Source organism: Geothrix terrae, from assembly GCF_022808775.1.
GTDB classification, from domain to species: domain Bacteria; phylum Acidobacteriota; class Holophagae; order Holophagales; family Holophagaceae; genus Geothrix; species Geothrix terrae.
The window spans coordinates 1-25,462 of the sequence record NZ_JAKZLA010000010.1 but is presented as its reverse complement, the minus strand read 5'-3'; the positions used below and the strand labels follow the sequence as shown (position 1 = coordinate 25,462).

The window sequence follows — 25,462 nt, the reverse complement described above, 5'->3', positions numbered from 1 at the left end:
GTCAGGCTCCAAGCTTGAGGTCGGCGTCGGCGTTCTGGATCCAGGGCTCGGCGTCCGGTTCCAGCAGGGCGCCCGCGGCGGCGATCATGGCGCCGTTGTCCGTGCAGAGGCGCGGTTCGGGGATGGCCAGGATCAGGCCGGCCCGGGCGGCCAGAGCCGCCGCGTCGGCGCGCAGCCTCGAGTTGCAAGCCACGCCGCCGCTGATCACGAGGCTCTTGGCGCCATGCTCCTCGGCCAGTGTGGGTACGGGCTTCAGCAGCCAGGTGCTGATGGCCTCCTGAAGGCTGCGGCAGAGCCCCTGGACCTCGGGATCGTCAGCCCCCGCCGAGGCCAGGCGCGGGCTCCGCTCCACGCGCAGCTTCACGGCGGTCTTGAGGCCCGAGAAGCTCCAGGAGGCCTTGCCGTCGCGGAACTTCGGCGGCGTGAAGGGGTCCGCGGCCTTGCTCGCGGTGCGGGCGCAGGCGTCCACCACCGGGCCGCCGGGATAGCCCAGATTCAGCATGCGGGCGGCCTTGTCGAAGGCCTCGCCCGCCGCGTCATCACGTGTTTTCTGAAGGAGCTGGAGCCAGGTCCAGTCCTTCGCCAGGTAGAGGTGAGTGTGGCCGCCGGAGACCAGCAGCGCCAGGGCTGGAAAAGGCAGGTCCGGCGCGGCGAAGCGGGCCGCGTTGAGGTGCCCCAGGAGGTGGTGGACCCCCACCCATGGGATTCCTTCCCGCCAGGCCAGGGCCTTGCTGGCGCTGAAGGTGGCCAGCAGGCTGCCGACGAGGCCGGGCCCGCGGGTGACGGCGATGCGGTCCAGGTCCTTCCATCCGATTCCGGCCTGCGCCAGGGCCCCGCCCATGACCGCGCGCACCTGCAGCAGGTGCTCCCGCGCCGCCAGTTCGGGCACCACGCCTCCAAAGGGGCCGTGGATGGCGTCCTGGCTCTCCCGCACCAGGGACCTCAGCACGGGGCCCGCGGCCGTCTCCTCCACCACCGCGGCGGAGCAGTCGTCGCAGGAGGATTCCAGGCCGAGGATCAGCATCCGGATAGTGTAACTTGGCACCTGGAGCCCTCCCCATGCGCGGTTTGATGCTGCTGTTGCTGCCCGCCCTTTTGCTGGCCCAGCGCCCGCCCACATCTCCCACGGGAGCCTTCGACCGGGAACTGAAGCGGAACCGGTTCGGCACCTGGCTGGTCCTGGAGGATGAAGGGGCTGCCTGGGGCGCGGGCATGCGATCGGCCCTGGACGAGGAACCGATGATCCTGCTGAACCTGCCCCTGAAGGTGGTGGCGGGTGGGAAGAAGCCGGATGCGCTTGCGCCCGTCCTCCGGGAGCGCTTCGGCTGGGCGAAGGGGGCCCACTGGGCCCTGGTGGATGCGAAGGGCCGCGTGAAGGCCGAGGGGGCCGAGACTCCCATGCCCGGGGCGCTGGGCCGGGCGGTGGAGCAGGCTGGGATCTCTTCCCGGGCACAGGAACTGGAGGCCTTCCTCCGGCAGAACCCGGACCGCCTGGATGCGCGTTCGGCGCTGTGCCAGGAATACCTCGCTGTGGCGACCCGGCGGACGCAGAAGGCCCTGAACCTTCCCGGACCCACGCCGGCGCCTTCGGAGCCGGCCCCCGTGAAGCCGCTCGATCCCGAGGCGGACCTGAAGATATGGGCTGCGGCGGCCCAGCAGCTGGACACCAGCCTCCGCGAGGCCGGCGGCGCTCCCGATGGATCCCTGGGATACCTGCTCGGCCTTCGGATCCGGAGGTCTGCGGCGGAGCACTCCCCGTCCATGATCGCGGTGCTCACACGGCACAAGGCGACCCTGGAGGAGCTGCTGCGCCGGTCGCCGGAGAGCTTCGCCACCTGGCAGCTCTGGATCGCCGCCGCGCAGAAGTGCGGCGGGTGGCCCCTCCAGCCCCTGCTCGCCACCATTCCGGCCTTGCCCGGAACGCCGCCGGGGTTCTGGCCGCCCCAGGGCATCTTCGAGGCGTATCTGAAGGACGCGAAAGCCCGCAGCGACTGGACGGCGATCCGGGAGGTCCTGGAACCCCGTTGGAATGACCTCCGGGACGGCGTCCTGGATGGGCAGATGCAATTGGGGAACAACGCCATCTCCTGGGACTGGGGTCTCGGCCTCCTGCTGGAGACCCTGGTCTCCCAGGGAGACATCGGAGCCGCCGACCAGGCCCTGAACGAGGCGGCGGAGGTGGTGAGCTGGCCTGGCCTTCCGGGAAAGGCCCGGGACCTTGCCACGCGGCTGAACCGCCCCGACCTCGCGGCCCGCTGGGGCGCCCTCGCCGCGAAGGGCCGATGACCCTCGTCCCGGTCCGCATCCAGCTCAACCGTCCCCTGCCGCCGCTCACCTACCTGGCGCCAGAGGGCCTGCCGGCCGGCGTGCGGGTGCAGGTGAGGGTGCGGAACAGCCTGGCGGTGGGGCTCGCCATGGGGCCGGATCCCGCGCCTCCCGCGGCGAAGCTGCGCCCGGTGGAGGCCGTGATCGATCCCTTCCCCCTGCTGCCGCCGAAGCTGCGGGAGCTGCAGGCCTTCGCCGCCCGCTACTACGGCTGCCTGGAGGCCCACCTTCTACCCCTGAGCCTGCCCCAGGCCCTGCTGCCCCATTGGGAGGCGGACGAGGACGGCCAGCGGCTATCGTTCCACCGCGACCGAGGTGCCTGGGGCGTGCTGGCGGATCTGGGCGAGGCCTGGCACCGGGATCCGTCCATCCTGCCCACGCTGCTGCACCGGCCCCTGCTGCGGGGCGCCGGTTTCACAGAGGTGCGCCTCACCGGCGCGCCCCATCCGCCCCGGGTGACGCCCGCCCAGGCGAAGATCCTGCTGGCCCTGGAGGAGGCCGGCGGCGCCCTCATGGAGCCGGAGCTGCTGGAGGCTGCGGGCGTCGGCCCCTCCGTGCTGGGCACCCTGGAGAAGCGTGGCCTCCTCGAACGGATGAAACGGGTGGACCTGCTGGCCCAGCGCCGGGAGGCCGGCGCGGACCGCACCGTGGTCCTCAATGACGAGCAGCGGGCGGCCCTGGAAGCCGTAGGTCTCGGGACCTTCGGCGTCCACCTGCTCCAGGGCGTCACAGGCTCGGGTAAGACCGAGGTCTACCTTGCCCTGGCGGAGCGGGTGCTGGCCGCCGGCCGGCGGGTGCTCTGGCTGGTACCGGAGATCGGCCTCACGGCCCGGCTTCTGGATCGCCTGGAGGCCCGCTTTCCCGGCCGCATCGCCGTGGGCCACGCGGGCCTGAACGCCGGCGAGAAGCACGGTGACGTGGTTCGGCTGCTCTTCAACGGGGCGGATCTCTTCGTGGGCGTGCGGAACGCGGTGATGGCCCCCCTGCGGGACATCGGGCTCGTCGTGGTGGACGAGGAGCACGAGGGCTCCTACAAGTCCGAGGAGCATCCCCGCATCCACGCCCGGGATCTGGCCATCAAGCGCGCCCAGCTCGAAGGCTGCCCCATCGTGCTGGGCAGCGCGACGCCCAGTCTGGAGAGCTGGCAGGCCGCCCAGGCGGGCCGCTACCGGCTGCTCCAGCTGAAGCAGCGACCCGCGGGCATCACCCTTCCGGCCGTAGAGGTCGTGGATCTGCGGGATGCCTACCGGGAGATGCGGCGCAAGGTCATCCTCGCGCCGCCGCTGATGCGGGCCCTCACGGACGTCCTGGCCAAAGGCGAGCAGGCCCTGCTCCTACTGAACCGCCGGGGCTACGAGAACTTCTGGATGTGCCGGGCCTGCGGCAGGACGCTCGGTTGCCCCCACTGCGCGATCTCCCTCACCTACCACCGGGGTGACTTCCGCCTCCGCTGCCACCTCTGCGGACACGAGACCGTGCCGCCGGAGGCCTGCCCTGACTGTGGGGCCGATCACCTGCGGGGCGTGGGCGAGGGCACGGAACAGGTGGAGGAGCACCTGAACCAGCTCTTCCCCGCCGCCCGCATCCTGCGCCTGGACCGGGACACCACGCGCCGTCGGGGCTCCTTCGAGGCGGGCCTGCTGGCCGCCGAGACCGGCGAGGTGGATATCCTGGTGGGCACTCAGATGCTGGCCAAGGGCCACACCTTCCCCAAGCTCACCCTGGTGGGCGTGCTCAACGCGGACCAGGGCCTGAAGGTGGCGGACTTCCGGGCCTCGGAGCGCACCTTCCAGCTGCTCACCCAGGTGGCGGGCCGCGCGGGCCGGGCCGAGCTGCCGGGCCGCGTGATCCTGCAGACCTACTCGCCGGAGCACCCGGCCATCACCTTCGCCCTGGCCCAAGACTTCGAAGGTTTCGCGGCCTCGGAGCTGCCCTTCCGCGAGGGTCTGGGCTACCCGCCCTTCACGGCCCTCAGCCTCTACCGCGCCGAGGCGGACACCCCGAAGGAAGCCCGCGAAGCCCTCGAGGCCTTCCGGCAGCACCTGACCGTCCCGGGTTTGCGGGTGCTCGGTCCCCTGGAGGCCCCCGTGCCCCGCGTGCGCGACCGCTGGCGCATGCACCTGCTGCTCAAGGGCACCCGCGGCGCCCTGGGTGAAGTCCTTGCGCGCCACCCTTTGGAACCTTCAGGACCCATCAGCCTGGACCGGGATCCCATCCAGTTCGGATAGAAAAAGGGCCCCCGAAGGGGCCCCTTGGTTGGACAAGTGGAGATCCTTATCGGACCACGCGCCAGGAACGGAGCTTGAGTCCTGCCTGCTTGGAAGTGTCTCGGACATTTTGCAGCGAGGCTGTGTTGGATCCTGTCTGCTGATTGAAGGAGGTCGTCGAGGCAGCCGTGACGGCACCGCCTTGAATCACCCGATCTCCCGTATCCGTCATCTCGCTGGCCAGGGAATTGAAGAAGAAGGCCAATCCGCTGCAGGAATCTGAACTCCGGTTGAGGGTGTCCGTGTCGCCCACGAGCGTCGAGGCCTCGAGCTTGCTCTGGCTCGAAATACCCAAGGGACGAAGTATGTCGCATTCACGGAATGTCCTGGTGAAGGCATTCGAGGAGCACTTGTAACCCGAATTCCCATTGATGTTGAAAATGGAGAAGAAGATGGAATTCTGCTTGATCAAAGGGCTGACGAGCACTTTGTCATGCGTGGTGTCCAGATAGGCCTGACCTGGCAGGGAGCCATTCAGAAGATCGTAGTAATAACCTGTACTATTCGCAAAAAGGTAATTGGGGTCACCCGGTGTCACCTTCCCATTGTCATTGGTATAGCTGATGGTCCAATTAAAGTTAAGGTCACTTGTATCCTTGATTTCTTGAAGGCTGCTCTCTGGAATGCCTGATGTATCCGTCCCTTGGTTATTACTATCCTGCCGATCCGCAAAAACAAGCATGCGATTGGTAAGGGATGGATAGCTCTTGAGCGTGATGGTCCCATCTGAGACAGATTCATCCGCGTCCGTTGGGTTGTTCCAATCGCCGGATCCGATGGCGACCATGGCCGTCATGGGAGCGAAATTCGGCTGTGAAGGAGGAGGATTGCCCAATTTCACGGCGGGGACCGGATAACCGCTGTCCAGAAGGCTTGTCTCTGGCCGTGTGCTGAAGCGGAAGGCGGAATTGCTGTAGATGAACCGCGGCGTCGCTCTCCAGTTGTTCATGATGCTGGTGTCCAGGCGGAATCCTCCCGGGTATCCGTTGGCTGGGTCCGCACCACTGAGTGAGGCGGAGTCCAAGGCCATCACATTGCCCTTCATGTCCGCGAAGTAGATGCGATGGACCAGCGGGTAGCCCAAAAAGATTCCAAGGGGAGAAACGGCGGAAGGGATGGCGCCGACTTTGGCATCTCCAGACCAATCCCAAGTCTTGAGGATGGTGCCCGTCCGAGGGTCCAAGGCGAGCATGGATCGCCCCATCCCCTGGCTCGAAGTGATGGGCGGGTTGGTTCTGACGCGATAACGGGCATTGATTTCGGGGTTGGCATAGCCGCCAGGGAGGAAGCACACCGCTGTTTTCGTGGCCAGCGTCCCGTCGGTGCTGATGTAAGTGAAGACGGGGGTTGCGGTGCTCGCACCCATTCTCTTGACCGTATCGATCGTTGAGGTCTGCGGATCGAGCTTCCACATGAATTTGGGAAGCCCCGGGGTGCCACCGGTTCCACTCAGGGAAAGCGCGTAATAGCTTCTTGCGCCTTTTCGCATGCCGAAGACGATGATGGCGTCTTCCGTAGCGTCTACGCGTGTGTTTCCAATGGGTGAGCCGGAGGGAGGAACGTCCTCCCAGAACAGCGCGGGGTTCCCGTCAACCGTATAGGTATGAGGAAACACATCGTTGACGCCATCGTTCAGGTAGACCTGATAGAGGGTGTTCAGCACATCGGGTGGGATGAAGGACCAGGCTTCAGTGGCCTTCGCCTTTACGTAGCCGTCGGCATCCGTGGAAGCGGATTCCACGAAGCAGTGGAGCTGCCCCATGTTCGTTCCCACCAGAACGAGCCTCACATGCGGGTCTGTGCCCGTGCTGGGCCAGGCGATGGAGGATGGCAGATCTCGGATGTTGTCCGATCCGAGCTCGATGGCCAGAGGCGAGGAATTGACGATATCTCCCATGATGTCGATGCGGTTGTTGGTGGCGGCGTAGGTGGGATTCCTGTGCTGTCCGCGGATGAAATTGATGAATTTCTGGACGGAAGCCGTGGTGGGTGTAGGCGTGTAGCCCGCCGCGGTGAACTGAGCGACGAGGGCATTCACCAGGGTGGTGTTGTCTGAGGCGAATCTTGCCAAGGCTGAACCGTTCAGGGTGTATACGTTCCGCTGGCTCCAAAGCAGCCCGCTGCCTCCTGCGACGCCGTCGGTGTAGGGCGGCACGCCATTGGAGTAATCCGTGCTGAGGTAGGCACCGAAAATGTCGAAGGCGGACCAGAGGTGCCGGTGATCGAAATCATTGGTTCCCGTGATCACGATGGGTTGGCCTGAGTTGTCCAGAAGGGGCTGATTCAGAGCATCGGTGGGGGTATAGGAGGCAATGGTGTTCCGGCTCTGGGAATCGTAGAAGGACAGGACTTCCGTTGTCCCTGCGGCATTGAGGCTCCTCTTGAGTCCGACGGAAAAGAGGTTGCCCGACCAGACCGGCGTGCGGCTGGTCCGGAAAATGCCGAAGTAGGCCTGGGTGGTGACGCGGGCACCGGTCGAGGGGGTTGCGGGGGCCGACAGGGAGGCGGAACCGGCCACGATATAGGCGACAGCGTTCCTGAAATTATCCTCCAGCTGGGTCGGACTTCCTGAAGGGTAGTAATGGACCTGGCCGGGGTTGGTGGGATCCACGACGGAGGTGTCATAGCCTGGCTTGTCGGAATACCACTTGCCGTATCCCAGGTCCTTTCGGGTTGGATCCGACCACTGGGCGATGCGGAAGAACTGAGCCGAAGCGCTGCGAAGGTTGTGGGAAGACCCGCAGTAGACGCTCCCGGGAATGCCCACGCTCACAACCAGTGTCTGAAGGCCCGGGTTCGCCGAGCTTCGGGTGGTGCCCGGGGCGATTTCCCAGGGAGCGCCCCAATGGGAAGACGTATTGGTCGTGGCTTCAGCGAACGCCGCGACAGAAGCCAGGGCCGCGGGATGGAAGGAAATGCTCCCCGGGGTGAGGGATCCGGTGGCGCTGGGGCCTTGGCAAAGCGGGGCCCCTGGATAATTGCCGTTGATCTGGGGGACGCCTCCTCCGACGCCGGAAGGGATGGCCCCCTGCTTGCTGCCATAAGCAATGGCGGCGTCTTCGGTGATGCTTGTGGGTGAGCCGATGCCGGTCGAATCCGTGAACCCACCGGTTGGGAACATGATCACGTATTTCTGGCCGGGACACGTGGCCGACGAGGCGGGGAAAATGTCCGTCATGCTGTGTTTCGTGGGCTCGACGGTCGTCCGATAGTAGGTGTTGGCCAAAGCGTATGCCCAGGGCTGCGGGGTCCGCGGATCCATGGTCCCACCGCTCAATTTGCAGGGATCGTTGTTGCCGGTGGCCTCGATGAAATCATTCAGCGCGTCGTAGGTTTTCGGGGCCTGGAGGTAGACCTGGCTCCATCCGGAAGGGCCCATGAGCTGAAGGCTTGTGGCGTTGGTGGACACGCCAGTGCTCGCATCATTGGTGAGCTTGCGAAGATACTTCCGGTTCCTGATGGTTACGTCGTTCCACAGACTGCTCTGGGACGGGTTGTTGTCTACCGGGCCCACGTTGCCCCAGTCGATGCCCTCCTCGGAGTTGAGCGGGTTGTCGACACGCCCATCCACATAGCGATAGACGATGTTCACCTTCCCCACGTAGTCCAAGAAGACGTTGATGGCCGCCATCTTCAGTGCCTGGTACCTGGCCATCACGGGCAGTCCGTTGAACCAGCCCTCTGCCGTGACCTTGCCGCTCATTCCGGGGACCGTCGTCTGTTCCGTCGCAGCGGGAACCGCATAGCCGGTGGGCGAGGCATAGTTGCCGGAGGTTGGGGCGGTAGACCAGCAGAATCCGTTCCCGATCTCTTTGGATCCGAAAATCCACGCCATGTAATCAAAGGGATAATAGAAGTTGCCGATTGGCACATAACCATCGGGAATGTTCTGAAGGTCCGATCCCGAAGCTGGGTTCGTACCGCTCAGATTCGCCTCAGACCAGGGATCGTAATGGGGGCCGTCCGATCCGGCTTGGGTATGTTGGAAATTGGCGATACCGGAATTGCTGGGGCGGCGCGGGTTGCTGGAATCAGCCGAGTAGGGGGAGTCCCAGATCTGGGAGGGACATGGAAGATCCACGCTGCGCCCGTTGATGGTGAACCGGACGTGCGTGATGTGGGCAATGGTGTCCGCGTCCGAGGAACCCGTGGTAACGCTCGCCTTGGACTGTGTGTTGCTGCTCCCGGAAAATTGATAGGGAGTTCCAATAACGGCTGTGGCGGCAGGGCCATGCCCATTCCCGTTATAGAAGTCCTGGCTCTGTGGCCATCTGTAAAGCCGGACTTCGGTCGTCCCCTTTTTGAGCAGGAAAATATAGCCATAATCCTTGCCCTGAACAATGTTGTTACAATTGATGCCGGGCACGCCAGCGTTGGCGATGTACTGGTTGCGGCCGTTATTGGTGAGGTAGATTGCTGGCTCATACACCGCTCGGCTGAGGGTGCTGAAGTCCATGAGGCAGACGACCGCCGATTGTCCGGCGTCTGATTTGTAAACATCCAGGGTGTCGGTCCTGGTTCTGAGCTGGGGTTCCACCTGGGCTTTGAGGCTCGAGCCCAGGATCAAGAGCAGGCCGGACAGAAGGGCAGTGCGTACGTTGGACATGGTTTCCCTCGACTCAGTAGACGAGTGCTTCGCGACGGGAGATGAAGGACTGGCCGGTGTTTGCGATATTGGCCCTGCCTGTGCTGCGGGCGATGAAGAAGGCCGGGCCTTTTGACTTATAGGTGGAAAAAGGATGACCCAGGTAACGGAGTTCCAGGTCGAAGGCGGGTTGAACGACGCTGTTCGTCTGCAGGTACCCTGAGGTACCTGGCGTCAGGTCCCCGCCGATGTTCGAGGCCAACAATGTGACCTTGATCGTGCCGTCGGGATCCATGCCGGTGAAGGAGTTGTTGGACGGGTCGATGGCGTTCAAGAGTGCCTGGTACTGGGTCGCGATCATCTCCGCCGTGGGGGATGGCGCCGTCACGTAGGGAGTGTTGCTCCAGGTGATGAGATAGTCGATGCCGGAGTCTGCCATTTCATAGGCTTTTCGACCGGTGGATTCGTTGCTGGTGATGAGGGCCTCGCGGATGGCCGAACGGCTGAGGCTCACGGTGACCACGGCCGCGACGCTCAGCAGGATGAGGGCCATCAGAATGGCGATTCCACCTGATTCTTGATACCTGGATGGTTTTGGATGACTCATGGTCGCAATCCTTAATTAAGGCCGATCCCGCAATTCCGCGGGGAGAGCAGGATGGTCTCCCTCCGGGTGCGGTAGTCGACTTTGGGATTTGCCGCCGTGCTGTCGGCGCTGAATTCCGTCCGCCGCATGACTGAACGGGTGGTCAGGTCGATGCGGATCAAAATCGGCGTGTAGAGGGTCCACATGGGTAGGGTCGGGTTGTCGACTCCGCCCGATTGCTTGATGAAATGGCTTGGACTTCCTTTGATCGCCGCGTCGAGGGCTCCCCGGATGTCTTTCCACTCATTCCCGGCGCCCGAGGCTCGCAGCCAGGTCTTCCCCCCGTCAATGCTCCAATCCACGGCAAACCCGGTCACATTCTCCAGAAGAATCTGCTCGTCCGCAGTGGGGACATTCTTGTTCGGAGCCCAGATCTCGCCGGGAACGAGTGGCTTCGACTGGCGGACGAGACAGGGGACCATGGTATTTGGATCGGCGGGATCCAAGGCCCGGGGGACCACGGTGAATCGGATGATCTGGGTCGGCCGGATCACTGAAAAGGGCATTCCCTTGGCGTGCTGGAATTTGAATCCGCCCGTCGGGCTCATGGTGTTCAGCGGGGTGCCGGTGTTCGGATCAATCCCGGCGCTTTCCGAGGCCTGTAGGTGGATGGTGACGTTGGTCCCGCTTCCAGGTTTCGCGCTGATGGTCGGAAATTCCGCGCCGGCGTCTTGGATGAAGAGCATGTCCCCCGCCTGGATCACCCCTGCCCCTGTTGGGATGGTGGCGGGGAACTGGCTGGCACCGAAGGCGATGGTGTCTGACGATTGCCCTTGGACATCCAGAGGAACGTCCATGACCATCTGCAGCTCGTCAACAGGGACATTGGCCGGGGCGCCGGTCGGAATGTAGTCCGTGGCCTGCATCAGCAGCGGGGGCTGGAAGCTTTCGCCTGCCATGAGCCCGCCCGGAGCAGAACGTACAGGAAACAGGAAACCTGCCTCCAGGATTTCGTCCTGCAACAGGTTCAATCCCCAGCGGGTGTTGCGCTGGACCCCCATGGTTTCCATACCTGCCATGAATGCAGAGGTGCTCGAGGCGAAGACTTTGAACATGCCCGCCATGAGGATTGAAAGAAACGCGACGGCTACCAGCATCTCGATCAAAGAGAAGCCGCGGGAACGACGGACATTCGGAGATGACTCAGATGCGGACATTTCGGCTCGCCGAGAAGTAGTGCGTCTGGATGGACGTGGTCCCATTTGAAGTCTTGACGGCTTCGTTCCACTGAACGTTCACGACGAACGGCTGCATCGCCAGCACGTTGCTTCCGATCATCCCCGGCATGCGCTGCCAGCTGACCGTATAGACCAGGCTCGGATCCGCGGCCGCCACGGCATTGCCCTGGACATCGTAATAGAAGTTGGTGCCGCCCGAAGAAGTGGCTGGTGTGAGGCCAACCGGATCGATGAAGGTCCAACCTGTGGAAGTGATAGTTCCGTTCCCACTGTCGTACCGTTCAGCGGCGGAGATCAGCCCTTCGGCCACGGCGCGATCCAGCAGGTTATGGGCGAGGATGGTCGCCGTGCCTCTCAGACGGGATTGGCCTCCGCTGGCGATGGAGACGACCTGAAGACTCAGTAGCCCGAGCAGGCCTACGGCCAGGATGAAGGCCACCAGCATCAACTCGATCATCGAGAATCCCTGAGCCGATGCGTGCGCTGAACGTGAGGGTCGGGGGTTGTTCATTTTCTCTACTCCAAACGTTTCCATTTGTTCTCAGGGGTGTCATCCAACTGGGAGTCTCCCTTGTAGTAGGTGACGATCTGTCCCTGTTCCGTCACGAGGACGACGCCGTAAGGCACCCCGCTGGTGTTCGGTGTGGTGCCGACCACCCCCACCCAGAAACCTCCATTCGCGACGCTGACCGTCGGATTGGGCGAGGGCCCCGCGAGCTGGACCGTGGAGCCGGTGGGGCTGAATCCATACTGCGAGGAGCCCGTGAGGCATTGTGTCCAGGCCCCAGCCACGGCGGAGGCCCCGAAACCATATGAATTCGCGGGAGATAAGGAGGTGACCGCCGTGGAAGTCGTCGGGAGGTCCTGAAAGGCCGTGGCCAGAGAGCAGTAGGTCAGGGGCTTCAGGGGCAGGGTATCGGAAAAGAACGTCGCGATCGCGTTGGCTTCCGCAAGGGAGGTGTCCATGGCCCTGAATTGCCATTGGCCGGAGACGTTCTCGAGTCGGATCCGCACGGTCTTGCCGCTGGAAATGGCGGATTGCCGGGCATTCTGAAGGGCATTTCTCAGATCCAGGAGGACCGCACGGGTCGCTTTAGGGGACTTGGGTCCAAGCGAGGAAATGCTTGCCAGAGCCAGTACCCCAATGATGGCGAGCACCACAATCAGCTCGATGAGGGAATATCCTCGGATTGGAGAACGATGATTGGAAATGGGGTCCATAGGCGCCTCGAAGGAATGGTAGGTGAGTGTGGCCGGAAGCCTCTGTTTTATTAAATCTATTTAATTGAGCGCTTGTGTCGAGAGCGAGTCCTCGGGATTCACGCTTGGTTGAGGGTGTGTATAAAAAGAATACACACTGTTCGCGGCCGCCATGGATCGAAAGATCCCCGTGTTAACCTGAATCGTGTCCGAATCCGCCCAGCTTCCGAGACTCCGGGCAAAAAAGCGGCTCGGTCAGAACTTTCTGGTGAACGAGGGGGCCATCGCCACCATCGTGGGGGCGGCGCTGGGTTCCAAGGCGCCGCGGCTGTTGGAGATCGGGCCGGGTCCCGGGGTGCTGACGGAGCGCCTGCTGGCGGACGGCCGGCCCCTGTGGGCGGTGGACCTGGATCCGGAGGCCTGCGCCCTGCTGCGGGAACGCTTCTCGGCCGTGCCCCATTTCCATCTGCTGGAGGGCGATGCCGTGCAGCTGCTCTTGCCGGAGGGTGACCCCTGGTCCGTGGTGGGGAACCTCCCCTACAACGCGGCGACGCCGATCCTGGCGCGGCTGCTCACGGAGGGCATCCCCTGGGATCGCATGGCGCTCATGTTCCAGCTGGAGGTGGCCCAGAAGCTCATGGGCGAGCCGGGCACCAAGGCCTACGGGCCGCTGTCGGTGTTGGCGCAGCTCTGCGCGCGGTTGACCCGCCTGGTGAAGCTGGGGCCCGGCTCCTTCCGCCCGGCTCCCAAGGTGGATTCCGCCGTGGTGCAGTTCGACCCCAGGGCGGATGCCCCCAGCCTGGCCGAGCGCCGGGCCCTGCTCACGGTGCTGCACCGCTCCTTCGGGCACCGGCGGAAGACCCTCGCGAACAATTGGCAGGGCCTCCTTCCGGCGGAAACCCTTTCGAGCGTGGGACTGGCTCCAGCGCTTCGCGCGGAAGTCATCGCGCCCGCGGAGTGGCTGATGGCCACGCGCCAACTCATCCAATCGCACCCGGAGGTGTTCCCATCGTGATGCCCGTCGCGCCCGAATTCACAACCTGGACCGAGGTCCCTGCTGACGACGAGCTGCGGCTGATCCCCATCGGCGGGCTCGGTGAGTTCGGCATGAACGCCCTGGTGGTGCATAGCGCCCGCAGCCTCTTCCTGGTGGACTGCGGCCAGCTCTTCCCCTCGGACGACCAGCCGGGCATCGATTCCATCGTGCCGGACTTCGCCTACCTGGAGCCCTTCGCGGATCGGCTCCAGGCGGTGCTGCTCACCCACGGCCACGAAGACCACATCGGCGCGCTGCCCTACTTCCTGCGCCGCTGGCCCGTGCCCGTGTACGGCACGGCCTTCACGTTGGGCCTGGTGGAGGGCAAGCTCCGCGAGCACGGGATCGATCCCAGCCTGCTCCACCCGGTGCTGGACTACGGCCGCGTGAAGGTGGGCCATGATGAGGATGGTGGCGAGATCGAGGCCGAGTGGATTCCTGTCACCCACAGCATCCCCGATGCCTGCGCCCTGGTGCTTCACACCCCCCAGGGTGTGCTGGTGCACTCCGGCGATTTCAAGATCGATCCGGACCCGCTCGACGGTCGCCACACGGGCATGGACCGTCTGAAGGCCTTGGGCGATGCCGGCGTGCGCCTGCTCATGGCGGATTCGACCAACGTGGGCCGTCCGGGCCGCTCCCCGTCGGAGTCCGCCTGCCGGGAGGGCCTGGAAGCTGCGTTCGAGCAGACCAAGGGGCGGCTCTTCGTCACCACCTTCAGCTCCAACATCCACCGGCTCCAGACGCTGATCGACCTGGCCTACGAGTTCCGGCGCCGGGTGGTGCTGCTGGGGCGCAGCCTCGACCGGAACCTGGCCCTGGCCCGCTCCCTGAAGCGCCTATCCCTGCCGGACGATCTCCTCACCGATCCGAAGGATGCCCACCTGTTCGATCCCGACGAGCTGCTGGTGCTCTGCACCGGCAGCCAGGGCGAGCCCATGAGCGGCCTGGCGCGCCTGCTGCGCCGGGAGGTGAAGGGCCTGCCCATCCAGCCCGGCGACCGCCTGGTGGTGAGCGCCCGCGCCATCCCCGGCAACGAGGTGGCCATCTCGCGGATGCTGGACGAGGCCGAGCGCCTCGGCGCCGAAACGTCGCTCGAGGGCCTGGGGCCCGTGCATGCCTCGGGCCATGGCAGCCGCGACGAGCTGGCGGACCTCATCCGCGCCGTGCGCCCCGCGCAGATGGTGCCCGTGCACGGCACCTATCGGAACCTGCGGGCCCACGGGAAGCTCGCCGCCTCGCTGGGCTGGGCCCCGGATCGCATCTCGCTGCTGGATGGCGGCCTCTGCCTGCGGCTGTTCGGGGAGGACCGCGTGGACATGCCCGGGGCCGTCCCCGTGGGCAAGTGCTTCGTCAGCGAGGGCGTGGACCACATGGTGGATGCCCGCGTGGTGAAGGACCGCCTCATCCTCCAGGAGGATGGCGTGGTGTTCGCCACCCTGCTGGTGGACCCGCAAACTGGCGACCTTGTGGCCGATCCCACCATCCTCAGCCGTGGCTTCGTGGTGCTGTCCGATGACGAGGCCTACACGGAGCTGCTGGCGGGTGTGGCCCGGAAAACCTACGAGGAGGCGCCGCCGGAGATCCGGAAGGATGGCGAGGCGCTGCGGGACACCCTGCGCCTGGCCCTGCGACGCGTCATCCGCAAGACCACCCAGACGCGGCCCCTGGTCATCCCCGTGGTCCTCGAGGCTCCTGGAGTCTGATCAGCGGCCTCCCCGCCGCATGCCGCCGCCCAGACCGGGGCGCAGCAATCCCGGACGACCGGCCACCCCGCCCTGTCTCAGGGCTTCCACCATGCGCCGCTGCATCTCCTCCACGTGGGTGATGAGGCGGACCTGCTGGGCGGGGCTCAGGCGGGCGCGGATGTCCTCCTCGAACTTGAACTTGAGATCCGCCTGCTGGCGGCGCAGCTCCACGAACTGATCGAGGAGGGGCCGGACCTTGGCGTTCTTTTCGTCCTCGGTTCCGGGTCCCAGGAGGATGTCATTGAACTTGCGACGGATCTGTTGGATCTGCTGGGTCTTGTCGAACTGCTCGCGGTCATAGCGGGACCAGCGCTCCACCACGGCCCGGGCCTGATCCTCGGGAAGACCGACGGTCTGCTGCAGCTGCTCCATGCGGAAGCGGACCAGCGGTCGATCGTCCTCCGCCTGGGCCCACATGGGCAGGCCGGCGAGCAGCAGGATGGTCAGGAAAAGGGTCGATCGGGACATGCATCACCTCGTCGGCGCCGGAGCGGCATCCAGGCGCTCCAGGAGGGCCTTCATCTCCTCTGGACTGAGGGCCTGCACCTGGGCGGCCTCCTCCTCGCCGTTGTGGAAGGGTGTATCGGTGGTGGAGACCTCGAGGATATCGGGTTGCCGGGGCAGGTTGGCCTCCACGTAGGGCGTCCGGTTCGCGCGCCCGGCCAGGAAAGCGCCGGCACCCACGGCCATGAGCAGGCCCGCCGCCGCAGCCCAGGCCAGGGGGCCCAGTCGGTGATGCAGGGCCGGACGGACGGGCAGCTTCCGGAGAATGCGGCCGGGGAGACGCTCGAAGTAGCCGGAGGGCACCAGCACCTCAGGGCTGTCCTCCAGGGCCAGGTATTGGATCCGGGCCTCGGCGCAGGCGGTGCAGGACTTCATGTGGGCCTCCGCGGCGGCGCCGGGATCCAGAGGGGTGGTCTCGATGGCGGACAGGGTCGAGACGCAGGCTTCGGGGAGGGGCAGGGGCTCGGCGGTCATGCTCGGCCTCCTTTGACATGGCGGGTGAGGTTCTGGATGGCATGGAAGATGTGGGCCTTCACGCTGCCCACGGAGGTGCCCATCTGCGCCGCGATCTGCTCGTATTTCCAGTCGTGCTGCAGCTTCAGCGTGAGAGCTTCCTTCTGGCGGCGGGGCAATTTGGGCAGGGCCTCGTGCAGGAGGCGCCGGGCCTCCTGGTCCAGGAAGGCGGCCACCTGGCTTTCCTCGACGCGAAGGGCGGGGTGGTCCAGCGTGCCCTCCGGGCCATCGAGGCTCTCGTGCTCGCGGGCCATCCGTTCCCGGAAGTTCAGGGCCTGACGTGTGGCGATGGTGATGAGCCAGGTGCGGAAGGAAGACTCGAAGCGGAAGCCCGGGAGGGCCCGGAAGACCCGGATGAAGGTCTCCTGCACGACGTCGTCGGCGTCCTGGTGGTTCCTGAGGATGGAGAAGGCCTTGCCGTAGACGTCCCGGGAGAACAGACGCACCAGGTTGGCGAAGGCGGCCTGGTCGCCCTGCTGGGCGGCTTCCACCCAGGCCAGCACCTCCGGCGTATGGTAGGGCGAGGCCGGATCGGGGATCCGGTCGACGGCCCGGGGGGCCGGCTGGGGCATCAGGGGGTCGTTCAAGGTGGCAACCGCCATCATCGTAGTCTCCGGCGCCGGGGTTCGTGGAGAAATACGCCGTCATCGGATGGACCCCGGAAGGCCTTCTGGGGTTGAATGGAAATGACCTCGGAACGTCGTTCCAGCCCATCCCTTTCAGGAGTTTCCATGCGCGATCGCATCAGCCCGCTGCTCACGGAGGGGCAGATCCGGACCCGGGTCCAGGAACTGGGGGCTCAGCTGTCCAGGGACTATGCGGGCCAGGACCTGGTGGTGATCGGGCTCTTGAACGGGGTGTTCCCCTTCTTCGCGGATCTCGTGCGGGCCATGGACTTGGACATCGATGTGAGCTTCATGCAGGTGTCCAGCTACGGGGCGGGCACGGAAAGCACCGGCGAGGTGCATATCCTCAAGGACCTCGACCGCTCCATCCAGGGGAGGCATGCCCTGGTGGTCGAGGACATCGTGGACACCGGCCTCACCCTCTTCAAGGTCCGCAACCTGCTCCATGACCGGGAGCCTCTCAGCCTCAAGATCTGCACCCTCCTGGACAAGCCCAGCCGCCGCAAGGTCGAGGTCCCCGTGGACTACATCGGCTTCACCATCGAGGACCACTTCGTGGTCGGCTACGGCCTTGACTTCGACGGCAAACTCCGCAACCTGCCTTATGTGGGCATCTACCATCCCTAGGATCTCCGTGCCCTCTGCGTTCCGCTTTGTCCTTTCCGCTCTGATGCTTGTGGTCTTCCTGGCCTGCGGGTACCACCGCCTGGACCGGCAGCCCCGGCCGGTGGCCTGGGCGAAGCAGGGGGAGACGATCCGCTTGGCGCGGTTCCGCAACCTGACCCCCCGGCTGGGGCTGGAGGACCGCTTCACCAAGGCGCTGGAGAACCGCATCGTGGCGGCCAGCCCCTGGCGTCTGGTGGGAGCCGGCGAGCCTTCCCGCTGGGTGCTCCAGGGCACGCTGGAGGGCTACACCTCCCGGCCCCTGGGCCTGTCCCTGGGCAATGACAAGCTGAAAGCCAGCGCCGGGTCTGCCTCCCGCGTGGAGGTGGCCGTGGTGGCCAGCGTGGAGTTGCTGGATGGCCAGACCGGCGCGGTGGTGCTGTCCCGGCGCGGCATGACGTTCTCGAACCAGTACCGGGTGGACCAGAACTTCGCCAGCTTCGACAGCCGGGAGCTCCAGGTGCTCGAGAGTCTGGCGGACGACTTCGCCGAGAGCTTCCTCACCCAGCTGCTGGAAGGCACGGACTGATGGCGGCCCCGGCCTGGGTGGACCACGCCTTCGCCCTGGTCCACGGCGAGGATGGCGACGGACGGCGGAAGGCCGTGGAGGACTGGAAGGCCCGGCACGTGGACCCGGAGTGGGCCGACTTCACGCTGACGATCTGCACCGAGGGGTGTCCCTGGGCCGAGGTGGTGGCCGCCCTCCAGGAAGCCGCCCCCCTGGGGGCCGAGGCCCGCACGGTGGTCGTCCCCGCCGCGGACAACCTCTTCGCCCGGGCGAAGGATCTGCCAGGGGCGGTGAAAACCCTCCTCGAGAAGCCCCCCCAGGGCGTGAACCTGCTGCTGGTGGCCTGGACCACCCTGCCGGCCGCCCCGGGCAAGGCCCTGGGCGCCAAACCTTGGACGGACTGGGCCAAGGCAGGACGCATCCTCAAGGTGGGGGCCCTGGAGGCCGCCGAGATCCCCGGGTTCATCGAGGTCGAGGCCCGGCGCCTGGGCCTGTCCCTCCAGGGGGCGGCCGCCACCCTGCTGGCCCAGCGCCAGGGCGGGAAACCCGGCCTGCTCAAGCGGGCCCTGGAAGTGCTGGATCTGTTGGCGGAGGACCGGCGGGTGACCGAGGCCATGGTGGACCAGGTGACCTTCCGGCTGGCAGAGCAGAAGGCCTTCGCCTGGTCCGGCGCCTGGCAGAAGGGGGACGCGGCCGGAGCCCTGAGGGCCCTCCGCATGGCCCTGGAAGACGGGGACGAGCCCTTGATGCTGCTCGGCCAGGCGCGCCGAGAGGTGGACCGCCTGCTGCGGTATGCCGAAGCCCAGGCGGCGGGGCTCAAGGGATCCGAGCTGACGGCCGCCCTGGGACTTTCCCCCAAGCAGGGCTTCCTGATGGATGGCTACCGTGGCGCCTTCGACAAGCTGAAGCCAAAGGGCGTACGGGCCCTGCTGGGCCGCCTGAACCAGTGCGAGCGGGACCTCAAGGGCCTGGCCATCTCCCGGAGCGAAGCGCCCCTGCTGGACCTCACCCTCGCCCTGTGCCGGGCCTGGGGACGCTGACCTTCAGCGCAGCGAGCCCCCGACCCGGATGGCCTGGGCGGCCCTCAGCACGTCCCCCAGGCAGCAGGCTCCGGAAGGATTCAGGGTCTCGCACCGGCAGCGACCCTCCCTCACGGCGCTTCGGATGGTCTCCACCGAATCCAGGCGACCGGTGGCCTCCCACTCCGCGCGCAAGCTCTCCAGGCTGTGGCCGAAGCAGTAGCAGAGGAGCGGGGTCGCCTCCGCCCCCTTCGGGGCCGGGGCTTCGGATCCGCCGCAACACGCGCAGAATCGGGGTTCGCCCGCAGCTCCCATAGCGGTGCCTAGAAGACCAGCACCTGGTCCGCCCACAGCGTCCAGTCGGCCAGTTCCTCCAGGGTGCTCCGCCGGCAGTCCTCGGCCAGCTCAGCCTGGGTGAGGCCCCTGGCGTCCATGCAGGTGCCGCAGACGCCGACGAGGCCGTGGCGGGTGGTGACACCCTTCAGCATGCGCTCCAGGTTGTAGTATCCATCAGGAGTCTTCTGGCCTCTCTTGGCGCAGGCAGCGGCGTCACCCATGAGGAAGACGCGCACGTCGGCACCCTCACGCTTGGCGGTGGCCCCCGCCAGGCGCAGTCCGTTGTAGCTGCGCTCGGTGCCGTAGGGAGGATCGTTGAGGATGAAGAGGATCTTGCTCATGGTGGCCCCGCGGACGAGGCCCCAGGATACCTGGAGAGGGGTTCCACGCCGGTGGCAGGGGAACCGGGCATTGATCACTTGAGACTCGGCTTCGGCGGGCGGATGATGGGGGTCTGGATTCCGGAGGGCCCATGTCCGAATGCGTCATTCCCACCCTGACCTCCAACGAGGTGGTGGCGTCCAAGTCCGTGCTGCCCGCCGGGTGGAAGCCCAATCTCAAGGACCTCAAGTCCCTGGATCTCACCCTGCCCATGCTGGAACTGCTCCGCCGCAGCACCAGCCGCCTGCCACAGGACGTGATCGACGCCCTCGTGAAGGGCCGCGACGCCGAAGAAGAGGGCAGCCGGGCCTTCAACACCTTGAACGACATGGTGCGCAACATCATCCTCGCGGATGGCCACGTGACGCCCCTCTGCCAGGACACGGGCACCATCATCGTCTGGGTGCGCCACCCCTTCGGCTTGAGCCAGCGGGCCGCCAAGCAGCAGATCCGGGCGGCCGTGGCGGAGGCCACCAAGCGCTCCTGGCTGCGCCCCAACTGCGTGGAGGCCCTCAGCGGCAAGAACACAGGCACCAACATGGATCCCTTCCATGAGGGCCACCCGGCCGTCCACTTCGAGGAGTGGGACAAGCCGGAAGTCGAGATCGCCGTCATGCAGAAGGGCGGGGGCTGCGAGAACGTGGGCGCCCAGTACCGCCTGCCGGACGCCGCCATCGGCGCGGGCCGCGACATCAAGGGCGTGCGCAAGTGCATCATCGACGCCGTGGTGAAGGCCCAGGGCCAGGGCTGCAGCCCCGGCATCCTTGGCGTGGCCATCGGCGGGGACCGCGTCAGCAGCTACGAGAAGAGCAAGGAGCTGATCCTCCGCAAGCTCGGCACCTCGAACCCCGATCCCAAGATGGACGCCTTCGAGAAGGAGATCACCGCCGATCTCAACACCCTGGGCATCGGTCCCATGGGCTACGGCGGCAACACCACCGTGCTGGGCGTCATGGCCGAGGAGATGTACCGCCATCCGGCCAGCTTCTACGTCTCCATCAGCTACATGTGCTGGAGCAGCCGCCGGGGCTCGATCACGCTCAAGACCAACGGCGAAGTGTCCTTCGACTGATCCGCGACGACGAGGCCCAACATGATCCGTCTCACCACCCCCATCACCGAAGACCAGATCCGCCAGCTCAAGGTCGGCGACGAAGTGCTGCTCAACGGCCGCGTCGTCCTCAGCCGCGACATGGGCCACAAGTACATGAAGGAGCAGAAGCCCGAGTGGCTGAAGCCCATCCTCGAGAACATGGTCATCTACCACTGCGGCCCCGTCGTGAAGAAGCACGAGGACGGCCACTACAGCTTCGTGGCGGCCGGGCCCACCACCTCCATCCGCGAGGAGCCCTACCAGGCCGACGTCATCGAGACCTACAAGGTCCGCGGCGTCATCGGCAAGGGCGGCATGGGCAAGAAGACCAGTGAGGGCCTCCAGAAGACCGGGGCCGTCTACCTCCACGCCACGGGCGGGGCCGGCAGCCTGCTGGCCGAGCGCTGCAAGCGCGTGGTGGACGTGAAGATGCTGGAGGAGTTCGGCAGCCCGGAAGCCTTCTGGATCATCGAGGTGGAGGATTTCCCGCTGGTGGTCACCATGGACAGCCACGGCGGCAGCCTCCACGAGATCGTCGCCCAGCAGAGCCAGGAGCGTGCCAAGGCCTTGATGGCCTGAGCGTCGAGCATTCTGGAACCATCCCTCCCGCGCTTAGGGGCCGTAACGAAATAGCCGGTGCATTCCCGGCTATTTCGTTACGGCCTCTTATGCCGCCCCTGCGCATGGGGGAAGGATCGTTGGGCGAAGGCGGCTAGGCTGGAGGGATGGTCCAGACGTACCGACAGCTCCGCCTCGATCTGGGCGCCGCCTTGGCCGAGTTCCTGGATCATGCAGAGGCCCATGCCGAAAGCCTCCGCTGGTTCGAGGAGGGGCTGGGCCTCCCCCGGTCCTGGATGGCCGCCCATGGTGGCGACCTTGTGCCCGACGAGGTGCGCGCGCAGGTGAGCACCTGGGTGCGCCGGCGGAGGACGGGCGAACCCTGGGCCTACATCCTGGGATGGTGCTTCTTCCGGGACCGGCGCTTCAAGGTCACCCGGGAGACGCTGATCCCGCGCCCCGAGACCGAACTGCTGGTGGAGGCCGCCCTCGACGTGGGGACGCGTCTTGGGGTGAGCCGATGCGTGGATGTGGGTACGGGCAGCGGCATCATCGCCGCGAGCCTGGCCCTGGAGACGGATTGGCAGGTGTCCGCTTCGGATCTGAGTCCCGGCGCCTTGGCGGTGGCCCGGGAGAACATCGCCGCCCTGGGCGCGCCCGTGACTTTCTTCGAGGGCAGCCTCCTGGATCCGGTTCCCGATCCCCTGGGCCTGGTGGTGGCGAACCTGCCCTACGTGGATCCCGCGGACGAGCCGAGCCTCCAGCGGGAACTGGCGTTCGAGCCCGCTTCGGCCCTCTTCGCCCCGGACCGGGGATTGGCTCTGTCGACCCGCCTGCTGGAACAAGCCCGCGTGCGCCAGGCATCGGCCTGCCTGCTGGAGATCGGGGCGGGCCAGGGCGGCGAGCTGTGCCGGCGGGCGATGGGAGTGGGATGGCCCAAGGCGATGGTGCATCAGGATCTGGCCGGCCATGACCGGATCCTCGTGGCCTTGAGCGCATCGAGCCTCGCGGATGATCGCTCGGCCGTCTCGGGAGCCAAAAAAATGGGACCGGGCACTTGAGTTGGGGCAACTGCGTGCCGATAAGGCACCGTCAAGGGGCGAGCGCATGAGCAACCAGGGCAGATCGCGCAAGGATGGCAGCCACAAGGGCACAGGCTCAGGGGATGCCACCGCTGACCATCTCGTCGAAGTGGCCCACGAGGTGCTGGCTGAGACGCCGGATGTGCGCGCCGAGAAGCTCAAGGTCCTCAAGCGCCAGTTGGAGGCGGGAACCTATCATCCCGATGAGGGGGCGGTGGCTGAAGGCCTGATCCGCGAGCACCTAGCCAACGAGAAACCCCAGGGGAAGCTCCAGGGGCGCTGAGGTCACCGGGGTCGGAGGGCCTTCAACGGAAGCCACCAGATGCGGTCGGGGCCGCCACAGAGCAGGGCTCCGGCCTCGGGACGCAGGTTCCCGAGTCCGGGGAAGGCGGAGGCGCTCGGGGGCGGCGTCAGCCGTTTCCAGGCGTCCGCGATGGACACCACCTTCATGCGCTCCTCGCCGGGTTTCCATAGGTACAGGCGATCCAGTCCCTTGCCGAGGTAGGCCTCCCAGTCTTCCCGCGAAGGCTGAAGGGTGGCGGTCGTCGCCGGAGGGAGGGCGGGTGTCGGGAGAACCTGGCCCGAATCGTCCGGGGCAGGAGGCGTGGCCGGTGTGGGATCCGGCATGGGAGCCGGCGCGGGAAGGGTGGGTCGCATCAAGCCGAACCACAGATGGCCGTCTGGTTCCTCGCCCAGCAGCTGGAGCAGGCTTGCATCCAGGCTCGATGGGTCAGGAAGGAGGGCCTTCAGGTCGCGCGATGGGCCGGGTTTCGCGCCTGGGCCCAGGGGAATCAGCACGCCAGGTTCGGGCTGCCACCAGCCGCCCTTCGCATCGCCGGCGACCCTGCCAAGCCCCTGGGGAAACCCGAGGGGCGAGGGTGCCGGAGCCGGCACGTGGGTCCAGGCTCCATCACGCCAGGTCGAGAGTCCCGAGTCATGGGCCACCACGAAGGCGCGGCGGCCGACCGGGAGGAGGTTGGAAACCGTCTTCACCTCCGGTGGAAGGTCCACCGAGGTGGAGGCGGGTTTCGGCTGGCCGGGACGACCGACCAGTTCGAGGATGCCCACGGGTGTCGAGGCTCCGAAGAGGAACACGCTGCGGTGGTCCTCGGACAAGGCCAGGTGCTCGCCGGGCGCGCGGAGGGACCAACGGATTTGCTGGGAATGCAGGTCGCAGGCCAGGACCAGCGATGGCGAGGCGGGGTCCGTCGAGCTGCGGTAGAGCAGGACCAGGGCGTCATCCGGCGCCAGGGCCGCATCTGCCAGGTCCGCGAACCGGAAGAATCCATCGGGCACGCCCGGAGGCTCCGGCAGGGAGAAGACCGGGCCAGGCACGCCCTGCTGGAAGAGCACCGCCTGCTGCCGGCCGGTCTGGGTCAGGATCTGGGCCACGGCCACGCCCCCCGGGAGGGGCAGAGTCCATCGGACACTCCTGAGGGGCATGGACGGAGGCTGGAGGTCAATGAGCTGGCCGACGCGCATCGGCTCGGAACGGAAGGGCTCCAGGGCCTCTTCCTGGGGCGGGGATCCCGGGGCCCGGCGGGTCAGCCACCAGGCCCCGCTTCCGAAGGCGAGGATCAGGGTGGCGGCCCCCAGGGCGAGGGCGGGTCGCTTCATGGCAGGCCTCCGGCGAGGATCAGATGCTGTTCCAGTGAATGGAGCGCCCGCTCCCGATGGGCACGGCCCTTGGCGGACTTCACGGCCCGGGTCCCACCCGCGCGTTTGAGGGTGCGCAGGTCCAGGAGGCCCTCGGGGAGCGGCGGCAGCAACCCCAGCATGGCGTTGGTCGGTCCGAAATCCACGCTGGAGGCGTGGGCCAGGTAGTGCAGCAAGCTGCCGAGCATGGTGTCCGGCGGGAACGGCATGGGGGCCAGGCCGCGCACGGCTCGATCTGTGGCGAATGCGGCGGCGAGGCCGCCCGCGGCGGATTCCAGGTAGCCCTCGACGCCGGAGAGCTGCCCGGCGATCCAGAGATCGGGGATGGATTTGACAGCAAGTGTCGCATCGAGCACCGCCGGGGCCTGCACGTAGGTATTCCTGTGGATGCTCCCGAAGCGGGCGAACTCCGCGTTTTCCAGGCCCGGGATCAGCCGGAAGACCTCTTTCTGGGCGCCCCATTTCAGGCGGGTCTGGAATCCCACCAGGTTGAAGAGCTCCCCTGCGAGGGTGTCCTGGCGGAGCTGGACCACGGCGTGGGGCCACCGCCCGGTGCGCGGGTCATCCAGTCCCATGGGCTTCATGGGCCCGTGTCGCAGGGTTTCCCGGCCGCGATCGGCCATGACCTCGATGGGAAGGCAGGCCTCGAAATAGGGCGTGTCCACCTCGTGAAGGGGAACGCGCTCGGCGCTGAGCAGGGCGTCCAGGAACCGCTCGTACTGTGCCTTGTCGAGAGGGCAGTTGATGAAGTCGGCGCCCCCCTTGTCGTAGCGGGCCGCCATCCAGGCGATGCCCATGTCGATGCTCTGGCGCTCCACGATCGGTGCGATGGCGTCGTAGAAGTGCAGCCGGGTCGTGCCTGTGTGCTGCGCAAGCCAGTCCGCGAGCGGGTCCGCGGTCAGTGGGCCGGTGGCGAGGATGGTCGGGACGCCTGCTTCCGGGGCCACGATCTGGGCCTCTTCCCACTGGATGCGGGGGTGCGACTTCAGCGCCTCGGTGACGGATTGGGAGAAGGCCTCCCGGTCCACCGCCAGGCTGTTCCCCGCGGGCACGCGCGTGGTCTCGGCGCAGCGGAGGATGAGAGAGTCCATGCGCCGCATTTCGGCCTTCAGGATGCCTGTGGCCGAATCCGGGTCGTCGCTCTTGAAGGAGTTGGAGCAGACCATCTCCGCGGCCCGATCGGTCGTATGGGCCGGGGTTGCCCAACGGGGGCGCATTTCCGTCAGACGGACGTCGTGCCCTCGCGAAGCCAGCTGCCATGCGGCTTCCGATCCGGCCAGACCCGCCCCCACGATATGAATCACGCGCCCTCCCGGCCTTCGATTCTACGGCAGGGATCGGCGCATTCCGGCTGGCCCCAACGGATTCCAGGTGTCCCCGTGAAAATTCCTCTTGCGCTTTCGGTCTGGGGTGTTAGTCTGAATGTCCTGCGCAGTTGAGGCTGCGGAGTGCCGGGAAGGGCTGGAAGGTTCTTCTGGACCGTGTAGAAACGCGGTGGGCGTCTTTGAAAACCGGATAGAAGATAGGAAGCCTTTGAG

At 66.2% G+C, this 25,462-nt stretch carries 24 protein-coding genes; 11 read left to right on the top strand and 13 right to left on the bottom strand.

Annotated elements, in window-relative coordinates; genetic code table 11:
* Position 1: 1 nt before the first annotated feature.
* Positions 2-1,045 carry a tRNA (adenosine(37)-N6)-threonylcarbamoyltransferase complex transferase subunit TsaD gene (gene tsaD / locus MLE42_RS15750; protein ID WP_243288801.1) on the bottom strand — a complete coding sequence of 348 codons (1,044 nt, stop codon included), beginning with the start codon at positions 1,043-1,045 and terminating at the stop codon, positions 2-4.
* 14 nt (positions 1,046-1,059) lie between these two features.
* Here tsaD and MLE42_RS15745 point away from each other — a divergent pair, with 14 nt between their 5' ends.
* Together MLE42_RS15745 and priA are read left to right on the top strand one after the other, a co-directional pair.
* Complete coding sequence (locus MLE42_RS15745) at positions 1,060-2,286, top strand: hypothetical protein (protein ID WP_243288800.1); 1,227 nt, start codon at positions 1,060-1,062, stop codon at positions 2,284-2,286.
* The gene (priA, locus tag MLE42_RS15740; protein WP_243288799.1) at positions 2,283-4,553 is read left to right on the top strand and encodes a replication restart helicase PriA; all 2,271 of its coding nucleotides are present in this window, start codon (positions 2,283-2,285) and stop codon (positions 4,551-4,553) included. The genes MLE42_RS15745 and priA overlap by 4 nt, the downstream gene beginning before the upstream one ends.
* Before the next feature lie 46 nt (positions 4,554-4,599).
* Here priA and MLE42_RS15735 read toward each other — a convergent pair whose 3' ends face one another.
* From MLE42_RS15735 to MLE42_RS15715, 5 genes are read right to left on the bottom strand one after another with little or no spacing between them, the layout of a single operon-like run.
* Complete coding sequence (locus MLE42_RS15735) at positions 4,600-9,198, bottom strand: pilus assembly protein (protein WP_243288798.1); 4,599 nt, start codon at positions 9,196-9,198, stop codon at positions 4,600-4,602.
* A gap of 13 nt (positions 9,199-9,211) precedes the next feature.
* The gene (locus tag MLE42_RS15730; protein WP_275975960.1) at positions 9,212-9,784 is read right to left on the bottom strand and encodes a pilus assembly PilX N-terminal domain-containing protein; all 573 of its coding nucleotides are present in this window, start codon (positions 9,782-9,784) and stop codon (positions 9,212-9,214) included.
* Between the two features lie 11 nt (positions 9,785-9,795).
* Positions 9,796-10,980: a PilW family protein gene (locus tag MLE42_RS15725; protein WP_243288796.1), complete on the bottom strand. Its 1,185-nt coding sequence runs from the start codon at positions 10,978-10,980 to the stop codon at positions 9,796-9,798.
* Positions 10,967-11,458: a hypothetical protein gene (locus MLE42_RS15720; RefSeq protein ID WP_243288795.1), complete on the bottom strand. Its 492-nt coding sequence runs from the start codon at positions 11,456-11,458 to the stop codon at positions 10,967-10,969. The genes MLE42_RS15725 and MLE42_RS15720 overlap by 14 nt, the downstream gene beginning before the upstream one ends.
* 59 nt (positions 11,459-11,517) lie before the next feature.
* Positions 11,518-12,222: a prepilin-type N-terminal cleavage/methylation domain-containing protein gene (locus MLE42_RS15715; RefSeq protein ID WP_243288794.1), complete on the bottom strand. Its 705-nt coding sequence runs from the start codon at positions 12,220-12,222 to the stop codon at positions 11,518-11,520.
* Between the two features lie 184 nt (positions 12,223-12,406).
* On the opposite strand from MLE42_RS15715, the gene rsmA reads away from it, so the two are divergent.
* Both rsmA and MLE42_RS15705 read left to right on the top strand, forming a co-directional pair.
* A complete protein-coding gene (gene rsmA / locus MLE42_RS15710; protein WP_338029977.1) occupies positions 12,407-13,216 on the top strand; it encodes a 16S rRNA (adenine(1518)-N(6)/adenine(1519)-N(6))-dimethyltransferase RsmA in 810 nt (269 codons plus the stop codon).
* Complete coding sequence (locus tag MLE42_RS15705; RefSeq protein WP_243288792.1) at positions 13,216-14,943, top strand: ribonuclease J; 1,728 nt, start codon at positions 13,216-13,218, stop codon at positions 14,941-14,943. The genes rsmA and MLE42_RS15705 overlap by 1 nt, the downstream gene beginning before the upstream one ends.
* Here MLE42_RS15705 and MLE42_RS15700 read toward each other — a convergent pair whose 3' ends face one another.
* The 3 genes from MLE42_RS15700 to MLE42_RS15690 are packed head-to-tail and all read right to left on the bottom strand — an operon-like array spanning position 14,944 to position 16,607.
* Positions 14,944-15,453, bottom strand: coding sequence for a hypothetical protein (locus MLE42_RS15700; RefSeq protein ID WP_243288791.1), 510 nt, complete (start codon positions 15,451-15,453; stop codon positions 14,944-14,946).
* 3 nt (positions 15,454-15,456) lie between these two features.
* Positions 15,457-15,963: a hypothetical protein gene (locus MLE42_RS15695; RefSeq protein WP_243288790.1), complete on the bottom strand. Its 507-nt coding sequence runs from the start codon at positions 15,961-15,963 to the stop codon at positions 15,457-15,459.
* A complete protein-coding gene (locus tag MLE42_RS15690) occupies positions 15,960-16,607 on the bottom strand; it encodes an RNA polymerase sigma factor (protein ID WP_243288789.1) in 648 nt (215 codons plus the stop codon). Before MLE42_RS15690 ends, MLE42_RS15695 begins: the two co-directional genes overlap by 4 nt.
* A 126-nt stretch (positions 16,608-16,733) precedes the next feature.
* Between MLE42_RS15690 and hpt the strand changes: the two genes are divergently transcribed.
* The 3 genes from hpt to holA are packed head-to-tail and all read left to right on the top strand — an operon-like array spanning position 16,734 to position 18,839.
* Positions 16,734-17,255, top strand: coding sequence for a hypoxanthine phosphoribosyltransferase (hpt, locus tag MLE42_RS15685; RefSeq protein ID WP_243288788.1), 522 nt, complete (start codon positions 16,734-16,736; stop codon positions 17,253-17,255).
* A 7-nt stretch (positions 17,256-17,262) separates the two neighbouring features.
* Positions 17,263-17,820 (top strand): LPS assembly lipoprotein LptE, encoded by a 558-nt coding sequence (gene lptE / locus MLE42_RS15680; RefSeq protein ID WP_243288787.1) that lies wholly within the window; start codon positions 17,263-17,265, stop codon positions 17,818-17,820.
* Positions 17,820-18,839: a DNA polymerase III subunit delta gene (holA, locus tag MLE42_RS15675; RefSeq protein WP_243288786.1), complete on the top strand. Its 1,020-nt coding sequence runs from the start codon at positions 17,820-17,822 to the stop codon at positions 18,837-18,839. The genes lptE and holA overlap by 1 nt, the downstream gene beginning before the upstream one ends.
* A gap of 3 nt (positions 18,840-18,842) precedes the next feature.
* On the opposite strand, the gene MLE42_RS15670 is transcribed toward holA, so the two are convergent.
* Positions 18,843-19,013 carry a bacterioferritin-associated ferredoxin gene (locus tag MLE42_RS15670; protein ID WP_243288785.1) on the bottom strand — a complete coding sequence of 57 codons (171 nt, stop codon included), beginning with the start codon at positions 19,011-19,013 and terminating at the stop codon, positions 18,843-18,845.
* A gap of 128 nt (positions 19,014-19,141) precedes the next feature.
* Entirely contained in the window at positions 19,142-19,495 is a 354-nt protein-coding gene (locus MLE42_RS15665; protein WP_243288784.1) for a DsrE/DsrF/TusD sulfur relay family protein, read from the bottom strand.
* Between the two features lie 131 nt (positions 19,496-19,626).
* On the opposite strand from MLE42_RS15665, the gene MLE42_RS15660 reads away from it, so the two are divergent.
* The 4 genes from MLE42_RS15660 to MLE42_RS15645 all read left to right on the top strand — a co-directional run bounded on the left by MLE42_RS15660 (position 19,627) and on the right by MLE42_RS15645 (position 22,551).
* Positions 19,627-20,607 carry a fumarate hydratase gene (locus MLE42_RS15660; RefSeq protein WP_243288783.1) on the top strand — a complete coding sequence of 327 codons (981 nt, stop codon included), beginning with the start codon at positions 19,627-19,629 and terminating at the stop codon, positions 20,605-20,607.
* Between the two features lie 21 nt (positions 20,608-20,628).
* Positions 20,629-21,207 (top strand): FumA C-terminus/TtdB family hydratase beta subunit, encoded by a 579-nt coding sequence (locus tag MLE42_RS15655; protein WP_026852856.1) that lies wholly within the window; start codon positions 20,629-20,631, stop codon positions 21,205-21,207.
* A 146-nt stretch (positions 21,208-21,353) separates the two neighbouring features.
* Entirely contained in the window at positions 21,354-22,247 is an 894-nt protein-coding gene (prmC, locus tag MLE42_RS15650; RefSeq protein WP_243288782.1) for a peptide chain release factor N(5)-glutamine methyltransferase, read from the top strand.
* Positions 22,248-22,293: 46 nt separating this feature from the next.
* Positions 22,294-22,551 carry a flagellar biosynthesis anti-sigma factor FlgM gene (locus tag MLE42_RS15645; RefSeq protein ID WP_243288781.1) on the top strand — a complete coding sequence of 86 codons (258 nt, stop codon included), beginning with the start codon at positions 22,294-22,296 and terminating at the stop codon, positions 22,549-22,551.
* Positions 22,552-22,553: 2 nt separating this feature from the next.
* Here the strand turns inward: MLE42_RS15645 and MLE42_RS15640 are convergent, their stop codons facing one another.
* Both MLE42_RS15640 and trmFO read right to left on the bottom strand, forming a co-directional pair.
* Positions 22,554-23,885, bottom strand: coding sequence for a hypothetical protein (locus MLE42_RS15640; RefSeq protein ID WP_243288780.1), 1,332 nt, complete (start codon positions 23,883-23,885; stop codon positions 22,554-22,556).
* Entirely contained in the window at positions 23,882-25,228 is a 1,347-nt protein-coding gene (trmFO, locus tag MLE42_RS15635) for a methylenetetrahydrofolate--tRNA-(uracil(54)-C(5))-methyltransferase (FADH(2)-oxidizing) TrmFO (protein WP_420843106.1), read from the bottom strand. Before trmFO ends, MLE42_RS15640 begins: the two co-directional genes overlap by 4 nt.
* Positions 25,229-25,462 lie beyond the last annotated feature (234 nt).